The sequence below is a fragment of the Flavobacterium silvisoli genome (genome assembly GCF_004329815.1).
In the GTDB taxonomy this organism is placed as follows: domain Bacteria; phylum Bacteroidota; class Bacteroidia; order Flavobacteriales; family Flavobacteriaceae; genus Flavobacterium; species Flavobacterium silvisoli.
In genome coordinates, this window is sequence record NZ_SJPE01000001.1 from 104,073 (window position 1) to 121,721 (window position 17,649).

Genomic DNA, 17,649 nt, shown 5'->3' on the forward strand with positions numbered 1-17,649 from the left:
TCAGAAAATTAAGTCGGTCAACAATTCACAAAAAAACAAAAAACGTTTTTTTAATTCTATTCTATTGCTTAATTTTGCGCCACATTTTAATAAAACAAATATACACAATAGATGAGTACACAAACATTACCTTTTGTAGCTTACAAAGTTAAAGACATTAACTTGGCAGCTTGGGGAAGAAAAGAAATTGAATTGGCAGAAGCCGAAATGCCCGGATTAATGGCTCTTCGTGCTGAGTATGGTGCCAGCCAACCGTTAAAAGGAGCCCGTATTGCCGGTTGTCTTCACATGACTATACAAACAGCTGTTTTGATTGAAACCTTGATTGCTTTGGGAGCTGAAGTTACTTGGTCTTCTTGTAATATATTCTCTACTCAGGATCAGGCTGCTGCTGCGATTGCTGCTGCGGGGATTCAGGTTTATGCCTGGAAAGGTTTGAATGAAGAAGAATTTGACTGGTGTATTGAGCAAACCTTATTCTTTGGTGAAGAAAGAAAACCATTGAACATGATATTGGATGATGGTGGTGATTTGACCAATATGGTATTTGACCGTTACCCTGAATTAATACCAGGAATTAAAGGTTTATCAGAAGAAACGACTACAGGAGTTCACCGTTTATACGAAAGAATGAAAAACGGTACTTTATTTATGCCGGCTATTAACGTAAACGATTCGGTGACCAAATCGAAATTTGACAACAAATACGGTTGTAAAGAATCGGCAGTTGATGCTATTCGCCGTGCTACTGACGTGATGTTGGCCGGGAAAAGAGTTGTGGTTTGTGGATATGGCGATGTTGGTAAAGGAACGGCTGCTTCTTTCCGTGGGGCAGGCTCAATCGTAACCGTTACTGAAATCGATCCAATCTGTGCTTTACAAGCGGCTATGGACGGTTTTGAAGTGAAAAAATTAGACACTGTAGTGGGTAATGCTGATATCATCATCACAACTACAGGAAACAAAGATATTGTTGTTGGCAAGCACTTTGAAGCAATGAAAGATAAAACTATCGTATGTAACATCGGTCACTTTGACAACGAGATTGACATGGCTTGGTTGAACAAAAACCACGGTGCTTCAAAAATTGAAATCAAACCGCAAGTAGACAAATACAACGTAAACGGTAAAGACATCATCATTTTGGCCGAAGGTCGTTTGGTGAACTTGGGTTGTGCTACCGGCCACCCATCATTTGTGATGAGTAACTCGTTTACCAACCAAACATTGGCACAAATCGAATTATGGAACAACTCGGCCAACTACAAAAACGAAGTGTACATGTTGCCAAAACACTTAGATGAAAAAGTGGCTGCTTTACACTTAGCTAAATTGGGTGTTGAATTGGAGACTTTAAATGACGAGCAAGCAGCTTACATTGGTGTTGACGTAAAAGGACCATTCAAACCGGAATATTACAGATATTAAAATTTTACAATCTTACAGATAAAAAACCCTTGCAGTGATGTGAGGGTTTTTTATTGCAATATATGAATGCACATTAACCCTGATTCCTTCTTTAGCAACTTCGCTTGAAGACATTCAATAAAACTGGAATAACAGGAACTGTTGAAATTCTAATAAAAGATATAAATACATCTGAACCATCTATCTTTTTAAGGCAAAATGTCCTTTTTGTGTTCTGCCATCCGAAAATTTTATAAAGTACCAATAATCGTCAGAAGGAAGTTTCTTTCCATTGAAATTTCCGTCCCAACCTTCACCACCTGCTTTAATTTGCTTGATAAATTTCCCGAACCGATCAAAAATCTGAATTATGGTATCAGGTTGCGTAGTAGTACAACGCAGATTCCAAGTATCATTATGACCATCATCATTAGGAGTAAAATAAACCGGAATTCCAATAATTTCAAAGGATTTTGACCCTACACCACAACCATCATTATCAATAACATAGGCGGTGTGGATACCACAGGATATATCATAAAATTGATTACTCGACTGAAAAGGGCCTTCCGGATGATCAATACTGTAACTGTAATTTGGTAAAGCAGGATTTATGATTACCGAATTATTTTCAACGGCAGTACCCTGACTAATTACCGATGTGATACTGGCTCCATAAGAAGGACTTACCTCTACAGAACGTGTATTGATACAACCATGAGAATTGATAATGTCAACTTTATAAGTACCGGGTTGATCAACATTAATAGCATAAGTAGTATACGGAAGAACCGAACCACCATAACTCCAAACAAAATTATAAGGCTGTCCATCCAATATCCCGGCATCAATTGTTGTTTGGAATCCAGATATGTTTGCACATATATAAGCTTCATCATTAGCTTCAATTTGCGGAAGCCTGTTAACCTTCAGGGGAATTTCGCTAATACCCGAACAACCGTTCATTCCGTCTTCAACCCTCACAAAGACGCTTGAATTGTAGGGAGAAGTATTGGTATACATAAGATTAGTAAGCTGATTTTGTTTCAGTAATGCATTCTGAAGCGTAGCATAATATGCAGCAGTTTGTGAAGGCGATAATACCACATTAGCCTGACTAAGGTTAAATGTAGCGAAACCGGTTTGTTGTAAATCACAGGTTTCCAATGCGGCAATAGTCTGCCCTGCTGTTACATTTACAATAAGAGTTAAGGGATAAAATGCACTGCAACCATTGCCATTTATCAATTTCGCTATAATAACCTGAGGGTTAGCCACATTGGTGTAATTAGCCGATAACGGAAGATCAGCGGCAAGACTCGCGTTATCCAAATAATAGGTCACACTGACACTTGGATCTCCATTTGTAAAAAACCCATCGGCTTCTTTGAGATTAAATGTAGTCAAGCCATCCGGGTTGATACCATAATCACACTGAACAAGGTTTGCCCCTGCTACAGCAGGAAATGAGTGCACAATTAAGTCGATAGGACTTATTAAAAAGCAGTTGCCGTCATCAATTTTTATAAAAATAGTTTGGAGTTCGGGAACTGTATTATAAAAAAATTGAGGAAGCGGATTAATATCATTTTCCGCATCTGCTTTTGATAAATAGTAATTTAAAGTGATTCCGGGACCGAAATCAGGATATACGATTGAGGTAACTTCTTGCATATTGAACGTTGTCTGACCATTGAACTGGCTACCATCAGTTGTGTCATCGCAAATAGAAAATTCATTTGCCGACAAACCTATTTCTCCGGAAATACTAATTGTAAACGAACCATTATTATAACATTCCGTTATGGTATTTTCAATTCTCACATAAATTGTCTGCGGATTTGAGGTGTTCACAAATGAGTTAGGGTTCGCAATCGGATTCACGCCCAAAAAAGCATCGCTCTCGTTGATGTAATAAGTAACCTCAACATCGGTTTGGCTTCCAATAATGAGCGGGGTATTTTGTGTTAAGTTGAAAGCAGTTGACGCATTCGGGACACCATCAACGTCGCATTCTGTTAAATCTAACGAAGTCACTTCAGGGGGTAAATCAAACTTCGGGGGTTCATTAAATGTGGCTGTTCCGCTCCATATTAACGAAAAATTACTGTTTCCAATAGCGCGGTCAATTACAAGCATATACGTTTCTCCTTCCACCACATCAACAACTGAAACGAATCCATTACCGTCTGTCGCAGGTCCCTCACTGGTATCTGTTTCAGAACTGCGCAAACCAGTTATGTTATATGACAATCCGGCCATAACCGGGTTTGTCGTTGAACAGCGAATTATATTATTTTGAATACAAGAATCAAAATAATAAAGATAGAAATCAAAATCCTCACTTAGGCTACTGCTTTGAGGAATAATTGTAAATTCAAGCGTACCGGAAGTAGCAATTTTAATTTTCATCCAAATGCTGTTATGTTCATGACCACCACAGCTGTTTACCTCTTGCAGTGCTCCCGGTCCGGTTACATCAATATCATTAAAGTTTGTATTACCGCATACCACTAAAGCATCTGTACAATCATTCTGAGCGTTAAGTGTAACACTAAGCAACAGAAGAATAAATAGGAGTACGTTTTTCATAGAACCCAAATTTACTGTATTTCTGTACAAAAGACAAAACACTAGGAATATATTATGAAAACCCTAAATGGAGCATTGTAAATTATACTCCAAACAAAAAACCCGCTCAGTACTGAGCGGGTTTTTATATTCTGATAAGAGTTGTTCTTATGCTTCGAACGGAAGGATAGACACAAATGACTTGTTGTCTCCTTTTTTCTGGAATTTTACAATCCCATCAACTTTTGCATGTAAAGTGTGATCTTTACCCATGTAAACGTTTTCTCCCGGGTTGTGTTTAGAACCTCTTTGTCTAACGATGATATTACCAGCAATTGCAGCTTGACCACCATAAATCTTAACGCCTAAACGTTTCGATTCTGATTCTCTACCATTCTTAGAACTACCGACACCTTTCTTGTGAGCCATGACGTTTTAGTTTTTAAATGTTAATTATTCTTCTGTAGCTTCAGCTTTTTTTGCTGCTTTCTTTTTTGGAGCACTTCCGTTGATTCCCTCAATTACGATTTGAGTCAATGATTGTCTGTGTCCGTTTCTTTTTTTGTAACCTTTTCTTCTTTTCTTTTTGAAAACGATTACTTTGTCTCCTTTTAAGTGTTGTAACACTTTGGCTTCAACTGAAGCACCTTCTATAGCTGGGGCGCCTAAAGTGATGTTCCCATTGTCGTCTAACAAAAGAACTCTGTCAAAAGAAACTTTTGACCCTTCTTCGGTAGCCAAACGGTGAACAAAAACTTTTTGGTCTTTGCTTACTTTAAATTGTTGCCCTGCTATCTCTACGATTGCGTACATAACAATAATGTTTAATTAATTTTTAAGTGCGCAAATATACGACTATTTATCATACTCACAAGTCCTGAGACAAAAAAGTTTTATCTTTAAAATCAAGCCCTTAGACGAGATAAATAATTTTATGTAAATGAATAAAAAAAGATACCTTTGGTGTAACAAAAGTAAAAGTTAGTTAACTAACTGAACAATCAACGAAAAAATTTCAATTTTTTATGAAAAAATCTTTAATCGCTTTAAGTTCAATGCTTATGCTTGGAGGAATAGCTCATGCCCAAAAGGTAGCTTTTGAGGAGTACGATTTGCCAAACGGACTTCACGTTATCTTGCACAACGACCCATCGGCTCCGGTGGTCATCACCTCGGTGATGTATCACGTAGGTTCCAAAGACGAAAATCCGGAAAGAACCGGTTTTGCTCACTTTTTTGAACACTTATTGTTCGAAGGGACCGAAAACATCAAAAGAGGCGAATGGATGAAAACCGTAACGTCTAACGGAGGAACCAACAACGCCAATACTTCGGAAGACCGCACCTATTACTTTGAAGTATTCCCTTCCAACAATACCGAATTGGGATTATGGATGGAATCTGAGCGCTTGATGCACCCGGTTATCAACCAAATTGGGGTAGATACGCAAAACGAAGTGGTAAAAGAAGAAAAAAGACTACGTGTAGACAACCAGCCGTATGGTCAGTTGATTGCCGAAGTAAAGAAAAATATGTTTAAAGTCCACCCGTACCGTTGGGCCACCATCGGCTCTATGGCGCATTTGGACGCAGCGACTTTAAAGGAATTTCAGGATTTCAATAAGAAGTTTTATTCGCCAAACAATGCGGTTTTGGTGGTAGCCGGTCAAATCGACATTCCGCAAACCAAGGCTTGGATTGAGAAATATTTCGGCCCTATCCCAAGAGGAGTGGAATTGAAAAAACAAACATTCGTAGAAGCACCCATCACCGAAACGATTCATGCTACTTACGAAGATCCGAACATCCAAAAACCAATGGTCGTAGCCGCTTACAGAACCCCGTCGATGAAAACCCGCGATGCCCGTGTCTTAGACATGATTTCTACATATTTGAGCGATGGTAAAAGCTCTAAATTGTACAAAAAAATCGTAGATGACAAAAAAATGGCTTTGCAAGTCGGGGCTTTCAACTACAGCCAGGAAGATTACGGTCAATACATCCTGTACGGAATGCCACAAGGGACCTTTACTTCAACCGATTTAATCAAAGAAATTGACGAAGAAATCGTGAAATTGCAAACCGACTTAATTTCTGAAAAAGATTTCCAAAAATTACAAAACATTAACGAGAACAACTATGTAGACAGCAATTCAAACATTGAAGGAGTTGCCGAAAACTTAGCGACTTACTATTTGTTGTATGGCGATGTAAACCTTATCAATACCGAAATCGATATGTACCGCTCGATTACCCGTGAAGAAATTAGAGCCGTTGCCAAAAAATATTTGAATCCAAACCAACGTTTGATTTTGGATTATGTTCCTGCCAAAGACAAAGCTGAAAACAAATAAACTTACTCGAAAATGAAAAAAATTATCATATTATCAAGCTTGTTTTTAACTTTTATCATGCAAGCACAAGACAGAACACAGCCAAAACCAGGGCCATCGCCAAGCATCAACATCAAAAAACCGGAAACCTTTTCGTTACCGAACGGATTAAAAGTTTTGGTGGTTGAAAACCATAAATTACCGAGAGTTTCTTTCAGCTTAACTATTGACAACGCGCCTTATGCCGAAGGCAACAAAAAAGGGGTTGACGATTTAACCAGCAGCTTGATCGGAAACGGCTCGCTTAAAACCCCTAAAGACGCTTTCAATGAAGAGATTGATTTTCTTGGAGCCAACATAAACTTTTATGCTTCGGGCGCTTCTGCCAGCGGATTGTCAAAATACTCGGGAAGAATCCTGGAGTTAATGGCAGAAGGAGCTTTGACGCCTAACTTTACTCAGGAAGAATTCGACAAAGAGAAAGACAAGCTAATCGAAGGCTTAAAAACGCAGGAAAAAAATGTTTCTGTAGTAGCCGGAAGAGTAGAAAACGTACTGGCTTTTGGCAAAAACAATCCTAAAGGGGAGTATTTGTCAGAAGAAACCATCAACAATGTTTCTTTGGCAGACGTAAAAGACAACTACCGCACTTATTTTGTGCCTGAGCACGCTTATTTGGTAGTGGTTGGAGACGTGAAAACCAAAGACGTGAAGAAAATGGTGGAAAAACTATTCGGCTCATGGGTAAAAGCCACGGCGCCAAGAATTGAATATTCTAATCCAAGCAACGTGCAATACACCCAAATTAATTTTGTGGATATGCCAAATGCGGTTCAATCGGAAATTTCATTGATCAATACCGTAAGTTTGAAAATGGCAGACCCTGATTTCTTCCCGGTTATCTTGGCCAACCAAGTATTTGGGGGAGACTTCAACAGTTATTTGAACATGAATTTGAGAGAAAAACACGGCTGGACGTATGGTGCACGCTCTAGTGTTGGTTTCGACAAATATTTAAACAGCATGTTTAAAGCCAATTCGCAAGTGAGAAATGCCGTTACCGACAGTGCGGTAGTAGAAGCTTTGAAAGAATTAAAACGTATCCGAACTGAAAAAGTAAGCGATGAGATGTTAAACAGCGTAAAAGCCGGTTACATCGGACGTTTTGTGATGCAGGTAGAAAAACCGGCAACGGTCGCTCGTTACGCTTTGAATATTGAAACCGAAGGTTTACCGGCTAATTTCTATGAAAACTACATCAAAAACATCAATGCCGTAACGGCCGATGACATCATGAGAGTTGCCAACAAATATTTCTTGGCCGACAACTTGAGAATTGTAGTAACCGGGAAAGGCTCAGAAGTACTGGCCGGATTGGAAAAATTAAACATTCCTATTTTTTACTTTGACAAATACGGAAATCCAACCGAAAAGCCAGCGATGAAAAAACCGGTTCCTGCGGGAGTAACTGTTAAATCAATCGTTGACAACTATGTTGCGGCTATCGGTGGTGCCAAAGCCATCAAAACCGTTAAATCAATTGCTTTGATTGGCAGCACTAAAATCCCACAAGCCCCTATGCCGTTAGATTACAAATCTAAAGCAGATGCCAAAGGAAAAATGTTGGTTGAATTGTCAATGCAAGGCATGAGCATTATGAAACAAGTCGTGAACGGTAATACTGCCTACATGATGCAACAAGGTCAGAAAAAATCCTTAGAAGGCGATGATTTGGCCAAAGCCAAAGAAAGCGCTGTATTGTTTAACGAGACCTTATTGGCTACAAAAAACGGCGTGAAAGTTACCGCTGTTGAGCCTATCAACGGTAGCGATGCCTATGCTGTAGTTGACGGAGATACTACGTATTATTTTGATGTAAAATCTGGTTTAAAAACTGCTGAAGCGACTTCTGAAGAAGATGAATCGGGTAAAAAAGCCAGCAGAGTGACCTATTTTAATGACTACAGAGATGTAAAAGGCGTAAAAGTACCTTTCAACACCATCATGAATGTAGGCATTGAATTGGACATCAAAATTTCGGAAGCCAAAATCAACGAAGGTGTTTCGGATGCTGACTTTCAATAATTGAAATCACAACAGTTGATATACAAAAAAGTCCCGAGAATTCGGGACTTTTTTATTTCTTGTTCGCCAAATAAACGCCTGCCAAAATGATGAACGCTCCCAAAAACTGAAACGGCGTCAGCAGTTCGTTATCGAGCATGCCCCAGATGCAGGCAACAATTGGTATCAGGTATGTAACCGAAGAAGCAAAGACTGGCGAGGATATTTGAATGAGCTTATAAAAAAGTACATTGGCCACTCCGGTGCCAACAATGCCCAAAATCATCACAAAAAGCATGGCGTGTTGGGTAATCGGCTGACTCACTTTGGCACTGAAATCGGTCAACAACAAGATGACAGTCGCCGGCACTACCATCACCACAAAATTGCCCGTCGTAATGCTTAGCGGTTTTACATCGGACAAATATTTTTTGATCAAATTCACATTCGTGGCATAGCAAATCGTGGCCAGCAACACCAAAACCGAGTAGTAATAGTTTTCGCTTCCGTGCTGATTGTTGCCGGTAAAAATAAGCACCGTAGTTCCTATCAATCCGATTAGTACACCTATAAACTGACTTCTTTTAAAATGCAACCCAAAGACGACAAAACCCAAAATAAGAGTATTCAACGGTGTCAACGAATTCAAAATCGAACAAATGGAACTGCTGACCTTTGTTTCGGCCAAAGCAAAAAGATAGGCTGGGATAAACGTTCCGAACATCGAGGTCAACGCTACATACTTCCATTGGTGCAACGGAATTGAAGCCAAACTTTTGAAACCGACTAGCAACAAAAACAAAGCACAAAAGATTATGCGTAATGATCCCAACTGAAAAGGATTTAAGCCAATCAACCCTTTTTTAATCAGTATAAATGAGCTTCCCCAAATGAGTGCCAGAACAATTAAGATAAACCATTTTAGATGTGGTGATTTCATAGCTTGTTTTTAACCCGTCAAATTTTGTAATTTTTTTAAGAACTAACGTCTTTATTTTTCATTAATTTTGTCCACAATCAGAAGACTGTCATTACAAACAACGTAAAAAATATAAGACTCATGAATTTCACCAAATCATTATTAATATGCGGTCTGGCTTCAACATTATTGTTGAGCTGTAAAGACACAGCCAGCAAACCTACCACAGCTGACGGCAACGAAACCTCGACAACTGTTGAAAAGAAAGTTCCTGCCGTAGCGGTAAAACCTGAAACAGCAAGTTTCAAAATTGAAGGAATGACTTGCGCCATTGGTTGTGCCAAAACCATTGAAAAGAAATTAGCAAAAATGGACGGCGTTCAAAAAGCGACTGTAGATTTCGACAAAAAAGAAGCTACCGTTGATTTTGATGCTTCGGTATTAACTCCGGAAAAACTGGTTCAAGCGGTTGAATCTACCGGTGATGGTGCTACTTACAAAGTATCAAATGTAAAGACTAACAACAAGGCTTAAGAATAATATTTGTACAAAAAAGGAACTCAATTGAGTTCCTTTTTTTATTTCCAACGTATGGTTTCCATTAAACGCTGCATATCATTTTTAATGTAACTGGCCGCGGGCATAATTGAGTCGAAATTGGGTTTGGCGAAAAAATAAACCGATCCCGTCACAAAATGTTTGATACTGTCTGTAACATAAAACTGAGAATTGGTAGCCGCATTTCCATCTACCTGATAAAACATACCATATACTTTGTGGTCGTAGTTTATGAATGGCTGTTCCAAAATATCATCAGCTTTAATCACGTGTTCGTAAGTTAATTTTTGAGCATCTCTCAATAAAACATTGATGTTATTGTTCACCGTTTTATAAGTCAGATAAATTGTGGCTTTCATCTTTGGATACTGAATAGAAAAGCCGCAATTCTTGTCTTCTTTTATAATGGCATCTTCATTCATTTCAAACTCAAAAGGGCAATGATTACTGAAAGAAGCATACTTTGCCTCCGGATAATCAAGCCTCAACTGACTGGCGGGTTTAGGCAGTGTATCTTTTTTGCAACTGCCGGCAAAAACCGCAAGGATGACTAACAATACTCCGGCTGATATTTTTTTATGCATTTTATTATTTATTCTAATGTTACTTTAAGTTGTTTTATCCTTTTCTTGTCTACACTTTCAATGGTGAAATATACATTCGAAAAATGGATTTTTTGTCCTTTTTTGGGGAAGTTTCCCAAAATTTCCAATATGAATCCGGCCAGGGTTTCTGCCTCTCCTTTTCGGTCTTCAAACGTATCTTCGTCTACCTCTACTATTCGGTAGAAATCTTTTAAATTTATTTTGCCTTCAAAAAGAAAATTCTTGTCGTCTATTTGCGAGAAGTTAATATTTTCATCATCAAACTCATCTGAAATATCGCCCACAATTTCTTCGATTACATCTTCTAACGACACTAATCCTGACGTTCCGCCATACTCATCAACCACCACAGCCAAATGACTTTTCAAACGCTGAAAATCCTTGAGCAAGTCATCCAGTTTTTTGTTTTCGGGTACAAAGAAAGGCTTTCGCATGAGTTTGTTCCAATCAAATTCTTTTTTATGAATATGCGGAATCAAATCTTTCACAAACAAAACACCTTCTATCTGATCAATATTTTCGCGATATACCGGAATTCGGGAATAGCCTTTCTCTACAATTTTGGGGTAAATTTCGGCAAAAGTTTCCTCAATTTCCAAGGCAAATACATCAATCCTTGGGCTCATCACTTGCTTGGTATCCGTGTTTCCGAATGAAACTATTCCTTCAAGAATTTTTTGTTCTTCGGAACTGGTATCGTCTGTTGACGTCAGTTCTAAGGCTTGTGACAATTGGTCTACTGAAATATTTGATTTTTGTTTCCCGAGTTTTTCATGTAAAAAAACCGTAACGGCTCTCATCGGCAAACTCACGGGAGACAATATTTTGTCTAAAACCAATATAGGATTGGCTATGAATTTTGAGAACTTGATGTTGTTGCGACTGGCATATACTTTGGGCAATACTTCACCAAACAATAAAATAAGGAAGGCAATCAAAATCACTTCGACCAAAAACTTCATTAAAGGTGATGTTATGGCGGCAAAAATGTTATTCCCCACAAAGGAGAAAATAATCACCACCCCAATATGACTGAAATTGTTAGCAATTAGTATGGTTGCCAATAATTTTTTGGGACGTTGTAACAATTGTGAAATCAGGTTGGCTTTGGCAGCATCTTGATCAAATAAGGTTTTGATGTCTTTTGGCGTAAGCGAAAAAAGGGCTACTTCTGCAGCCGAAACCAAGGCTGATGAAAACAAAAAAAAGGCAATTCCGATACTCCCGAAAAGCAAGCGGGTATCTATAGTGTTGTTAAAAAATGTAAGACTGGGCTCCGGGTCCAAAGGGTACGGGGGTTAGTTAAACAATATCAAAACGGCAAATCATTTTCCGGACTTGCAGTACTTGGCGCTTCTAAATTAGTATTTTTGGGTTCCAGATTTTGGGGTGTTTTCAAACCATCTATCTCTTTTTTGGTGGTCAAAAAGGTGAATTCGGTAACCTGAATTTCAGTGGTGTATTTTGTAGTTCCGTCTTCGGCTTGCCACTGACGTGATTTGATTCGTCCTTCGACGTAGATTTTATCGCCTTTAGACAAATACTTTTCACAGATTTCGGCAGCTTTGTTTCTCACTACTAAATTGTGCCATTCGGTAGAAGCGATTCGTTCGTTGGTTTGTTTGTTGATATAAACTTCATTGGTAGCCAAAGGAAAACGGCCGATGCAATTTCCTCCTTCGAAATAATGCATTTTGACATCATCGCCGAGGTGACCAATTAACATAACTTTATTTAAAGTACCATTCATCGTTTATAACTTTGTTTCTTTCAAATTTACTACTTTTTTTGAAATTTAAAACGAAACTTTTTCAATAAAATTAAAAACCACGATCGGGAATGGCATTTTTTGAGCTGATTCCCAGTCGATTCCTTCTTTCATCTCTCCACTAACCTTAACATTCCAGAACTTGATATGAAGCTGTTGGTGTGATAATTTATGAATTATGAATTCCGGATTATACAACTGAATTTGAAGAATGTCATTGCTGACAAATTCCTGACTCTGAATTAAATCAAAAACGACATGGTCATCTTCCATAACATCCGTTTCCAATAGCGGGAATTCATATAAATTGTGCCAAATACCTTTTTGAGTTCTTTTGTGCAGAAGGGTATTATTTACTTCATCTGAAAAGACCAAATAATTAAAGAATCGATTTCTTACCTTCAGCTTTTTTGATTTTACCGGGAGTTGTCCAACCTTCTTGAGTTGCAAAGCCGCACAGCTATCATTAAAAATACAGTTGGAACAATCAGGATTTTTGGGCACGCATTGCAATGCTCCGAATTCCATTATCGCCTGATTGAAAAGATTTGCCTGTCCTTTGGGCAATAGTTCAGCAGCTAACTCGGTAAATTCTTTTTTGGCACTGTTAGCAGCTATGTCGGTTTCGAGAGCAAAATAGCGCGCCAAAACCCTGAACACATTGCCATCTACCACCGGCACATTTTCGTTATAGGCAAACGAAGCAATGGCGGCAGCTGTGTAGGCTCCTATTCCTTTTAAACGAAGTAATGCCTCATAGGTTTTGGGAAATTCTCCGTTGAATTCAGAGGCAACTTGTTTGGCGGTTTTATGCAAATTTCGAGCACGAGAATAGTACCCTAACCCCTGCCATAATTTGAGTACTTCTTCTTCCTGGGCATTCGCCAAATCAAAGACTGTGGGAAAAGCATCGGTAAAACGCAAAAAATAAGGCAAACCCTGTGCAACGCGTGTTTGTTGAAGCATGATTTCGGAAAGCCAAATAATATACGGATTGGTAGTATCTCGCCAAGGCAAATCACGCTTGTTTTGTAAGTACCATTGAATAAGTGAGTTGGAAAATTTCATAGCCAAAATGTAGCCCGCAAAAATAAATCTTTATGTGATTAAATTTTAATAGATTATGCTTGAAATATTGTTTTTTTAATTCATATATTTGCAACCTCAAAAATTTACACATAATATTAAATACGAAAGAAAATGACGAAAGCAGATATCGTAGCGAAAATTTCAGAAAAATTAGGTCTTGAAAAAGGAGATGTTCAAGCAACTGTTGAAGCGTTTATGGAGGAAGTTAAAACTTCTTTGGAAACTGGAGACAATGTTTACTTGAGAGGTTTTGGTAGCTTCATCATCAAAACTAGAGCTGAGAAAACAGGAAGAAACATTTCTAAAAACACTACTATCAAAATTCCAGCTCACAATATTCCGGCATTCAAACCTGCTAAAGTATTTGTAGAATCAGTAAAAACAAACACTGAAGTAGCAGTATAAAACTTATTTATTAATCATAAAAACCAAACGCTTATGCCAAGTGGTAAAAAAAGAAAGAGACATAAGGTAGCAACTCACAAACGTAAAAAGAGAGCAAGAGCTAACCGACACAAAAAGAAAAAGTAGTTCTAAACTACTTTTCTTTTTTTAAACGTTCATTGAAAAGGAATTCAGACCGCAGATACAAGACCGCAGCAGACAGAAATACTAACTGGATACTGTCGACTGAAAACTGCTTTCTAAAATTCACCGGGTAACACATTACCTGTTTAAAATGTTTAATCCATCCTTGAAGAGTTGATGGTTGATAGTTGATAGTTGATGGCTTTTCCAACAACTGACAACCGATAACCGACAACCAGCTTGGATAAAAATTTACAACATGAATAAAGAATTAATCATCCGTAGTGGTGAAAATGCTGTAGATTTTGCCTTATTAAAAGATGGAAAACTAATTGAATTACACAAAGAAGAAGAAACCAGCAACTTTCAGGTGGGTGATATTTTTATTGCCAAAATCAGAAAACCGGTTGCCGGACTTAATGCTGCTTTTGTAAATGTAGGCTATGAAAAAGATGCCTTTTTACATTATCACGATTTAGGTCCCAATTTAGCTTCTTATTTGAAATTCATAAAACTTGTAAGCGCAGGTAAACTAAAAGATTTCTCCCTAAAAAACTTCCAGTTTGAAAAAGAGATTGATAAAAACGGTGCTATCTCAGACATATTGAGCGCCAATCAATCGGTACTGGTTCAGGTAGTCAAAGAACCTATTTCTACTAAAGGCCCAAGGATAAGCTCAGAGCTTTCATTTGCCGGGCGTTATGTGGTTTTGGTTCCTTTTTCGGATAGGGTTTCTATTTCGCAAAAAATAGAATCTAAAGAAGAAAAAGACCGACTCAAGAAACTCGTACAGGCTATCAAACAAAAGGGGTTTGGGGTTATTGTGAGAACAGTAGCCGAAGGCAAAAATGTAGCCGAATTAGAAAAAGATTTGCAGAACTTAATGAATAGATGGACTGCAATGTGTAAAAAATTACCAACTGCTCATCATCCGTCTAAAATTTTGGGTGAGATGAATAAAGCTTCTTCAATCCTGAGAGACGTATTCAACGATACTTTTACCAGTATTCAAATAGATGATGAAGAGTTGTACCACCAAACCAGAGACTATTTAGCCGAAATAGCCCCTGACAAACAAAAAATCGTTAAGCTTTATCAGTCGAAAGACACACCGTTGTTTGAGAAATACCATATTGAGCGACAAATCAAAACTTCTTTCGGGCGTACGGTCTCGATGAGTAAAGGAGCTTATTTGATTATAGAACACACCGAAGCTTTGCACGTTATTGACGTGAACAGTGGAAACCGTTCTAACAAGGCCAACAATCAGGAAGACACCGCATTGGAAGTGAACTTGATTGCGGCGGCCGAAATTGCCAGACAATTGCGATTGCGGGATATGGGGGGTATTATTGTTGTTGATTTTATTGATATGCAAAATGCCGAAAACCGCCAAGTGTTGTTTAACTTCCTTAGAGAGGAAATGAGCGACGATAAAGCTAAACACAAGATTTTGCCTCCGAGTAAATTTGGATTAGTTCAAATTACGCGACAAAGGGTAAGACCTGAAGTAAATATTGAAACCAGAGAAGAGAATCCGAATAATTTGGCCGGGGATATAGATGCTCCGATACAGATTATTGACAAGATTTCTTTTGCTTTGGAAAAGATTGTTAAAGACCACAGTGGTTTGAAATTGAATGTTCATCCTTTTGTGGCAGCATACCTTAAAAAAGGTTTTCCATCCTTACGCTCGAAATGGTTTTTTGAGCATAAGAAATGGGTGAAAATCATACCGCGCGACGCTTACAAGTATTTAGAGTATCATTTCTTCGATAACGATGGAAATGAGATTAAGGAATAGTCCTGAACTAAATTTGGGATGACAAAAACCGCCTTTCGAAAGAGGGGCGGTTTTTTTGTGGGTTGTTGTTGAAAATGATAATGATAAACCTAAATTCATATCTTTGAGAAACAAACTCTTATCATTTCGTCATGCAAAAACTATATTCTCTTTTAGCTCTTTTTTTTATTGGACTTACAAGTCACTCTCAAATAGTAATAATTCCTGATGCTAATTTTAAGGCGAAGTTATTGGCGGCGGGCCCAACAGCAAATATTGCTTACAATGCTTCTTTTGTTAAAATAAAAATTGACACCAATAATGATGGTGAGATTCAGCAAAGTGAAGCTAATTTGGTTTACAGTTTGAATGTTTCCAATTCGAGCATAGTAGATTTAACCGGTATAAATTTTTTTACTAATCTTCAGAGTTTGTACTGCGACGGGAATCAAATTATTACTTTAGAATTGAATACTTTGACGCATCTTCAGACTTTATGGTGCCAAAATAATCAATTGACAACTTTGTTTATTAAAAACGGAATTAACCAAAACGTTAATGCTACCGGGAATCCTAATGGGCTTTACATTTGTGCTGATGAGGGTGAAGTAGTGGATTGCTATTGTACTGTAAATTCCTATTGTAACTTTGTGCTTGGAGGAACTTTTTATAAACTGCAAGGCAACGCGCGCTATGATAATAATAACGATGGCTGTGATGCGGGCGACAATGGTATTGCCAACTTAAAATATGCTGTTTCAAACGGCTCCTTTTTTGAGATTAACTCTAATCTTGCCGGAAATTATGCAATACCTGTTCAGGCAGGCACGGTTACAATTACTCCAATATTAGAAATGCCGGCATATTTTTCGGTTTCACCGGTATCGTCGACTGTGGCTTTTCCGGCAACGGCCAGTCCTTTTATCCAAAACTTTTGCGTAACCCCTAACGGTACTCATAATGATTTGGAAATTACATTGCTTCCGAACATTCCTGCAAGACCCGGAAACAATGCAGTTTATAAAATAATCTACAAAAACAAAGGAACTCATTCGCAGAGTGGCATGGTTGATTTGGCATTTGACAATGCTGTCCTGCATTTTGCTTATGCCAATCCGAGTGTTACCAGTGAGGCTACGAATAGCTTGAGTTGGAGTTTTAGTAATTTGCTTCCATTTGAAACAAGGGAAATTTTGGTGATACTTGGGGTAAATGCTCCTACAGATACACCGGCTGTAAACAGTGATGATATTTTGTATTTTACGGCCACTGTAACCGGAGCTACTGATGAAACTCCGGTGGATAATTCATCTGTATTGAACCAAACGGTGGTAAATTCTTTTGATCCTAATGATAAAACCTGTACAGAAGGCAGCACTGTTTCCTCAAGCATGATTGGCAAGTATGTGCATTATGTGATTCGTTTTGAGAATACCGGAACGGCTAATGCCAAAAACATCGTAATTCAGGATTATATTAATGCTTCAAAATTTGATATTGCCAGTTTAGTGCCGCTTAGCAGTAGTGCTTCTTTTGTTACTAAAATTTCGAACAGCAACAGCGTAGAATTTATTTTTGAAAACATCAACTTGCCATTTGATGACGCTAATAATGACGGATATATAGCTTTTAAAATTAAAACAAAATCGTCGCTGGTTGTAGGCAATACTTTCAGCAACAATGCTTATATCTATTTTGATTATAACGAGCCTATAACTACTAATACTTATACTACCACTATACAGGCTCTGGGGACTGCTGATTTTGATTTTAGCTCTGTTTTCAGCTTATCGCCCGTTCCAACAAAAAACACACTTACCATTACTGCCAAAGAAACTGTAAATCTGAGTTCCGTTAGTATTTATAATGCATTTGGTCAATTGATACAAGTTAACACCCATCCGGGAGAAACCGTTGATGTTTCCAATTTAAAAACCGGCAGCTACTTTATCAAAATAATCAGCGATAAAGGAAGTGCCACGGGTAAGTTTATCAAGGAGTAGAAAGGTTCTCGATACATCCCG

At 38.1% G+C, this 17,649-nt stretch carries 15 protein-coding genes; 7 read left to right on the top strand and 8 right to left on the bottom strand.

Annotated features, from left to right (window positions below; translation table 11 throughout):
* Nucleotides 1-111: 111 nt before the first annotated feature.
* On the top strand, nucleotides 112-1,428 hold the full coding sequence (gene ahcY, locus EZL74_RS00420; RefSeq protein ID WP_131474612.1) for an adenosylhomocysteinase: 1,317 nt from the start codon (nucleotides 112-114) through the stop codon (nucleotides 1,426-1,428).
* Nucleotides 1,429-1,608: 180 nt separating this feature from the next.
* Here ahcY and EZL74_RS00425 read toward each other — a convergent pair whose 3' ends face one another.
* From EZL74_RS00425 to rplU, 3 genes are all read right to left on the bottom strand, one after another.
* A complete protein-coding gene (locus EZL74_RS00425; protein ID WP_131474613.1) occupies nucleotides 1,609-3,999 on the bottom strand; it encodes a T9SS type B sorting domain-containing protein in 2,391 nt (796 codons plus the stop codon).
* 147 nt (nucleotides 4,000-4,146) lie between these two features.
* Nucleotides 4,147-4,407 (bottom strand): 50S ribosomal protein L27, encoded by a 261-nt coding sequence (rpmA, locus tag EZL74_RS00430; protein ID WP_131474614.1) that lies wholly within the window; start codon nucleotides 4,405-4,407, stop codon nucleotides 4,147-4,149.
* A gap of 24 nt (nucleotides 4,408-4,431) precedes the next feature.
* Nucleotides 4,432-4,791 carry a 50S ribosomal protein L21 gene (gene rplU / locus EZL74_RS00435; RefSeq protein ID WP_131474615.1) on the bottom strand — a complete coding sequence of 120 codons (360 nt, stop codon included), beginning with the start codon at nucleotides 4,789-4,791 and terminating at the stop codon, nucleotides 4,432-4,434.
* Nucleotides 4,792-5,003: 212 nt separating this feature from the next.
* Between rplU and EZL74_RS00440 the strand changes: the two genes are divergently transcribed.
* Together EZL74_RS00440 and EZL74_RS00445 are read left to right on the top strand one after the other, a co-directional pair.
* Nucleotides 5,004-6,332 (top strand): M16 family metallopeptidase, encoded by a 1,329-nt coding sequence (locus tag EZL74_RS00440; RefSeq protein ID WP_131474616.1) that lies wholly within the window; start codon nucleotides 5,004-5,006, stop codon nucleotides 6,330-6,332.
* A gap of 12 nt (nucleotides 6,333-6,344) precedes the next feature.
* On the top strand, nucleotides 6,345-8,396 hold the full coding sequence (locus EZL74_RS00445) for a M16 family metallopeptidase (protein ID WP_240034538.1): 2,052 nt from the start codon (nucleotides 6,345-6,347) through the stop codon (nucleotides 8,394-8,396).
* A gap of 52 nt (nucleotides 8,397-8,448) precedes the next feature.
* On the opposite strand, the gene EZL74_RS00450 is transcribed toward EZL74_RS00445, so the two are convergent.
* Nucleotides 8,449-9,315 carry a DMT family transporter gene (locus EZL74_RS00450; RefSeq protein WP_131474617.1) on the bottom strand — a complete coding sequence of 289 codons (867 nt, stop codon included), beginning with the start codon at nucleotides 9,313-9,315 and terminating at the stop codon, nucleotides 8,449-8,451.
* A gap of 120 nt (nucleotides 9,316-9,435) precedes the next feature.
* Between EZL74_RS00450 and EZL74_RS00455 the strand changes: the two genes are divergently transcribed.
* Entirely contained in the window at nucleotides 9,436-9,828 is a 393-nt protein-coding gene (locus tag EZL74_RS00455) for a heavy-metal-associated domain-containing protein (RefSeq protein ID WP_131474618.1), read from the top strand.
* A gap of 44 nt (nucleotides 9,829-9,872) precedes the next feature.
* Here EZL74_RS00455 and gldD read toward each other — a convergent pair whose 3' ends face one another.
* From gldD to mutY, 4 genes are read right to left on the bottom strand one after another with little or no spacing between them, the layout of a single operon-like run.
* On the bottom strand, nucleotides 9,873-10,436 hold the full coding sequence (gldD, locus tag EZL74_RS00460; RefSeq protein ID WP_131474619.1) for a gliding motility lipoprotein GldD: 564 nt from the start codon (nucleotides 10,434-10,436) through the stop codon (nucleotides 9,873-9,875).
* An 8-nt stretch (nucleotides 10,437-10,444) separates the two neighbouring features.
* Complete coding sequence (locus EZL74_RS00465) at nucleotides 10,445-11,743, bottom strand: gliding motility-associated protein GldE (RefSeq protein ID WP_131474620.1); 1,299 nt, start codon at nucleotides 11,741-11,743, stop codon at nucleotides 10,445-10,447.
* A gap of 26 nt (nucleotides 11,744-11,769) precedes the next feature.
* Nucleotides 11,770-12,207, bottom strand: coding sequence for a single-stranded DNA-binding protein (locus EZL74_RS00470; protein ID WP_131474621.1), 438 nt, complete (start codon nucleotides 12,205-12,207; stop codon nucleotides 11,770-11,772).
* 45 nt (nucleotides 12,208-12,252) lie between these two features.
* On the bottom strand, nucleotides 12,253-13,293 hold the full coding sequence (gene mutY, locus EZL74_RS00475; protein WP_131474622.1) for an A/G-specific adenine glycosylase: 1,041 nt from the start codon (nucleotides 13,291-13,293) through the stop codon (nucleotides 12,253-12,255).
* A gap of 132 nt (nucleotides 13,294-13,425) precedes the next feature.
* Between mutY and EZL74_RS00480 the strand changes: the two genes are divergently transcribed.
* From EZL74_RS00480 to EZL74_RS00490, 3 genes are all read left to right on the top strand, one after another.
* Nucleotides 13,426-13,719: an HU family DNA-binding protein gene (locus tag EZL74_RS00480; RefSeq protein WP_131474623.1), complete on the top strand. Its 294-nt coding sequence runs from the start codon at nucleotides 13,426-13,428 to the stop codon at nucleotides 13,717-13,719.
* A 382-nt stretch (nucleotides 13,720-14,101) separates the two neighbouring features.
* Complete coding sequence (locus EZL74_RS00485) at nucleotides 14,102-15,646, top strand: Rne/Rng family ribonuclease (RefSeq protein ID WP_131474624.1); 1,545 nt, start codon at nucleotides 14,102-14,104, stop codon at nucleotides 15,644-15,646.
* Between the two features lie 131 nt (nucleotides 15,647-15,777).
* Nucleotides 15,778-17,628, top strand: a complete 1,851-nt coding sequence (locus EZL74_RS00490) for a T9SS type A sorting domain-containing protein (protein ID WP_131474625.1) — start codon at nucleotides 15,778-15,780, stop codon at nucleotides 17,626-17,628.
* Nucleotides 17,629-17,649: the final 21 nt, after the last annotated feature.

Bases quoted from the DNA above. Each gene is read 5' to 3' on its own strand.
- ahcY (WP_131474612.1), top strand. From the start codon at position 112: ATGAGTACACAAACATTACCTTTTGTAGCTTACAAAGTTAAAGACATT.
- EZL74_RS00425 (WP_131474613.1), bottom strand. From the start codon at position 3,999: ATGAAAAACGTACTCCTATTTATTCTTCTGTTGCTTAGTGTTACACTT.
- rpmA (WP_131474614.1), bottom strand. From the start codon at position 4,407: ATGGCTCACAAGAAAGGTGTCGGTAGTTCTAAGAATGGTAGAGAATCA.
- rplU (WP_131474615.1), bottom strand. From the start codon at position 4,791: ATGTACGCAATCGTAGAGATAGCAGGGCAACAATTTAAAGTAAGCAAA.
- EZL74_RS00440 (WP_131474616.1), top strand. From the start codon at position 5,004: ATGAAAAAATCTTTAATCGCTTTAAGTTCAATGCTTATGCTTGGAGGA.
- EZL74_RS00445 (WP_240034538.1), top strand. From the start codon at position 6,345: ATGAAAAAAATTATCATATTATCAAGCTTGTTTTTAACTTTTATCATG.
- EZL74_RS00450 (WP_131474617.1), bottom strand. From the start codon at position 9,315: ATGAAATCACCACATCTAAAATGGTTTATCTTAATTGTTCTGGCACTC.
- EZL74_RS00455 (WP_131474618.1), top strand. From the start codon at position 9,436: ATGAATTTCACCAAATCATTATTAATATGCGGTCTGGCTTCAACATTA.
- gldD (WP_131474619.1), bottom strand. From the start codon at position 10,436: ATGCATAAAAAAATATCAGCCGGAGTATTGTTAGTCATCCTTGCGGTT.
- EZL74_RS00470 (WP_131474621.1), bottom strand. From the start codon at position 12,207: ATGAATGGTACTTTAAATAAAGTTATGTTAATTGGTCACCTCGGCGAT.
- mutY (WP_131474622.1), bottom strand. From the start codon at position 13,293: ATGAAATTTTCCAACTCACTTATTCAATGGTACTTACAAAACAAGCGT.
- EZL74_RS00480 (WP_131474623.1), top strand. From the start codon at position 13,426: ATGACGAAAGCAGATATCGTAGCGAAAATTTCAGAAAAATTAGGTCTT.
- EZL74_RS00485 (WP_131474624.1), top strand. From the start codon at position 14,102: ATGAATAAAGAATTAATCATCCGTAGTGGTGAAAATGCTGTAGATTTT.
- EZL74_RS00490 (WP_131474625.1), top strand. From the start codon at position 15,778: ATGCAAAAACTATATTCTCTTTTAGCTCTTTTTTTTATTGGACTTACA.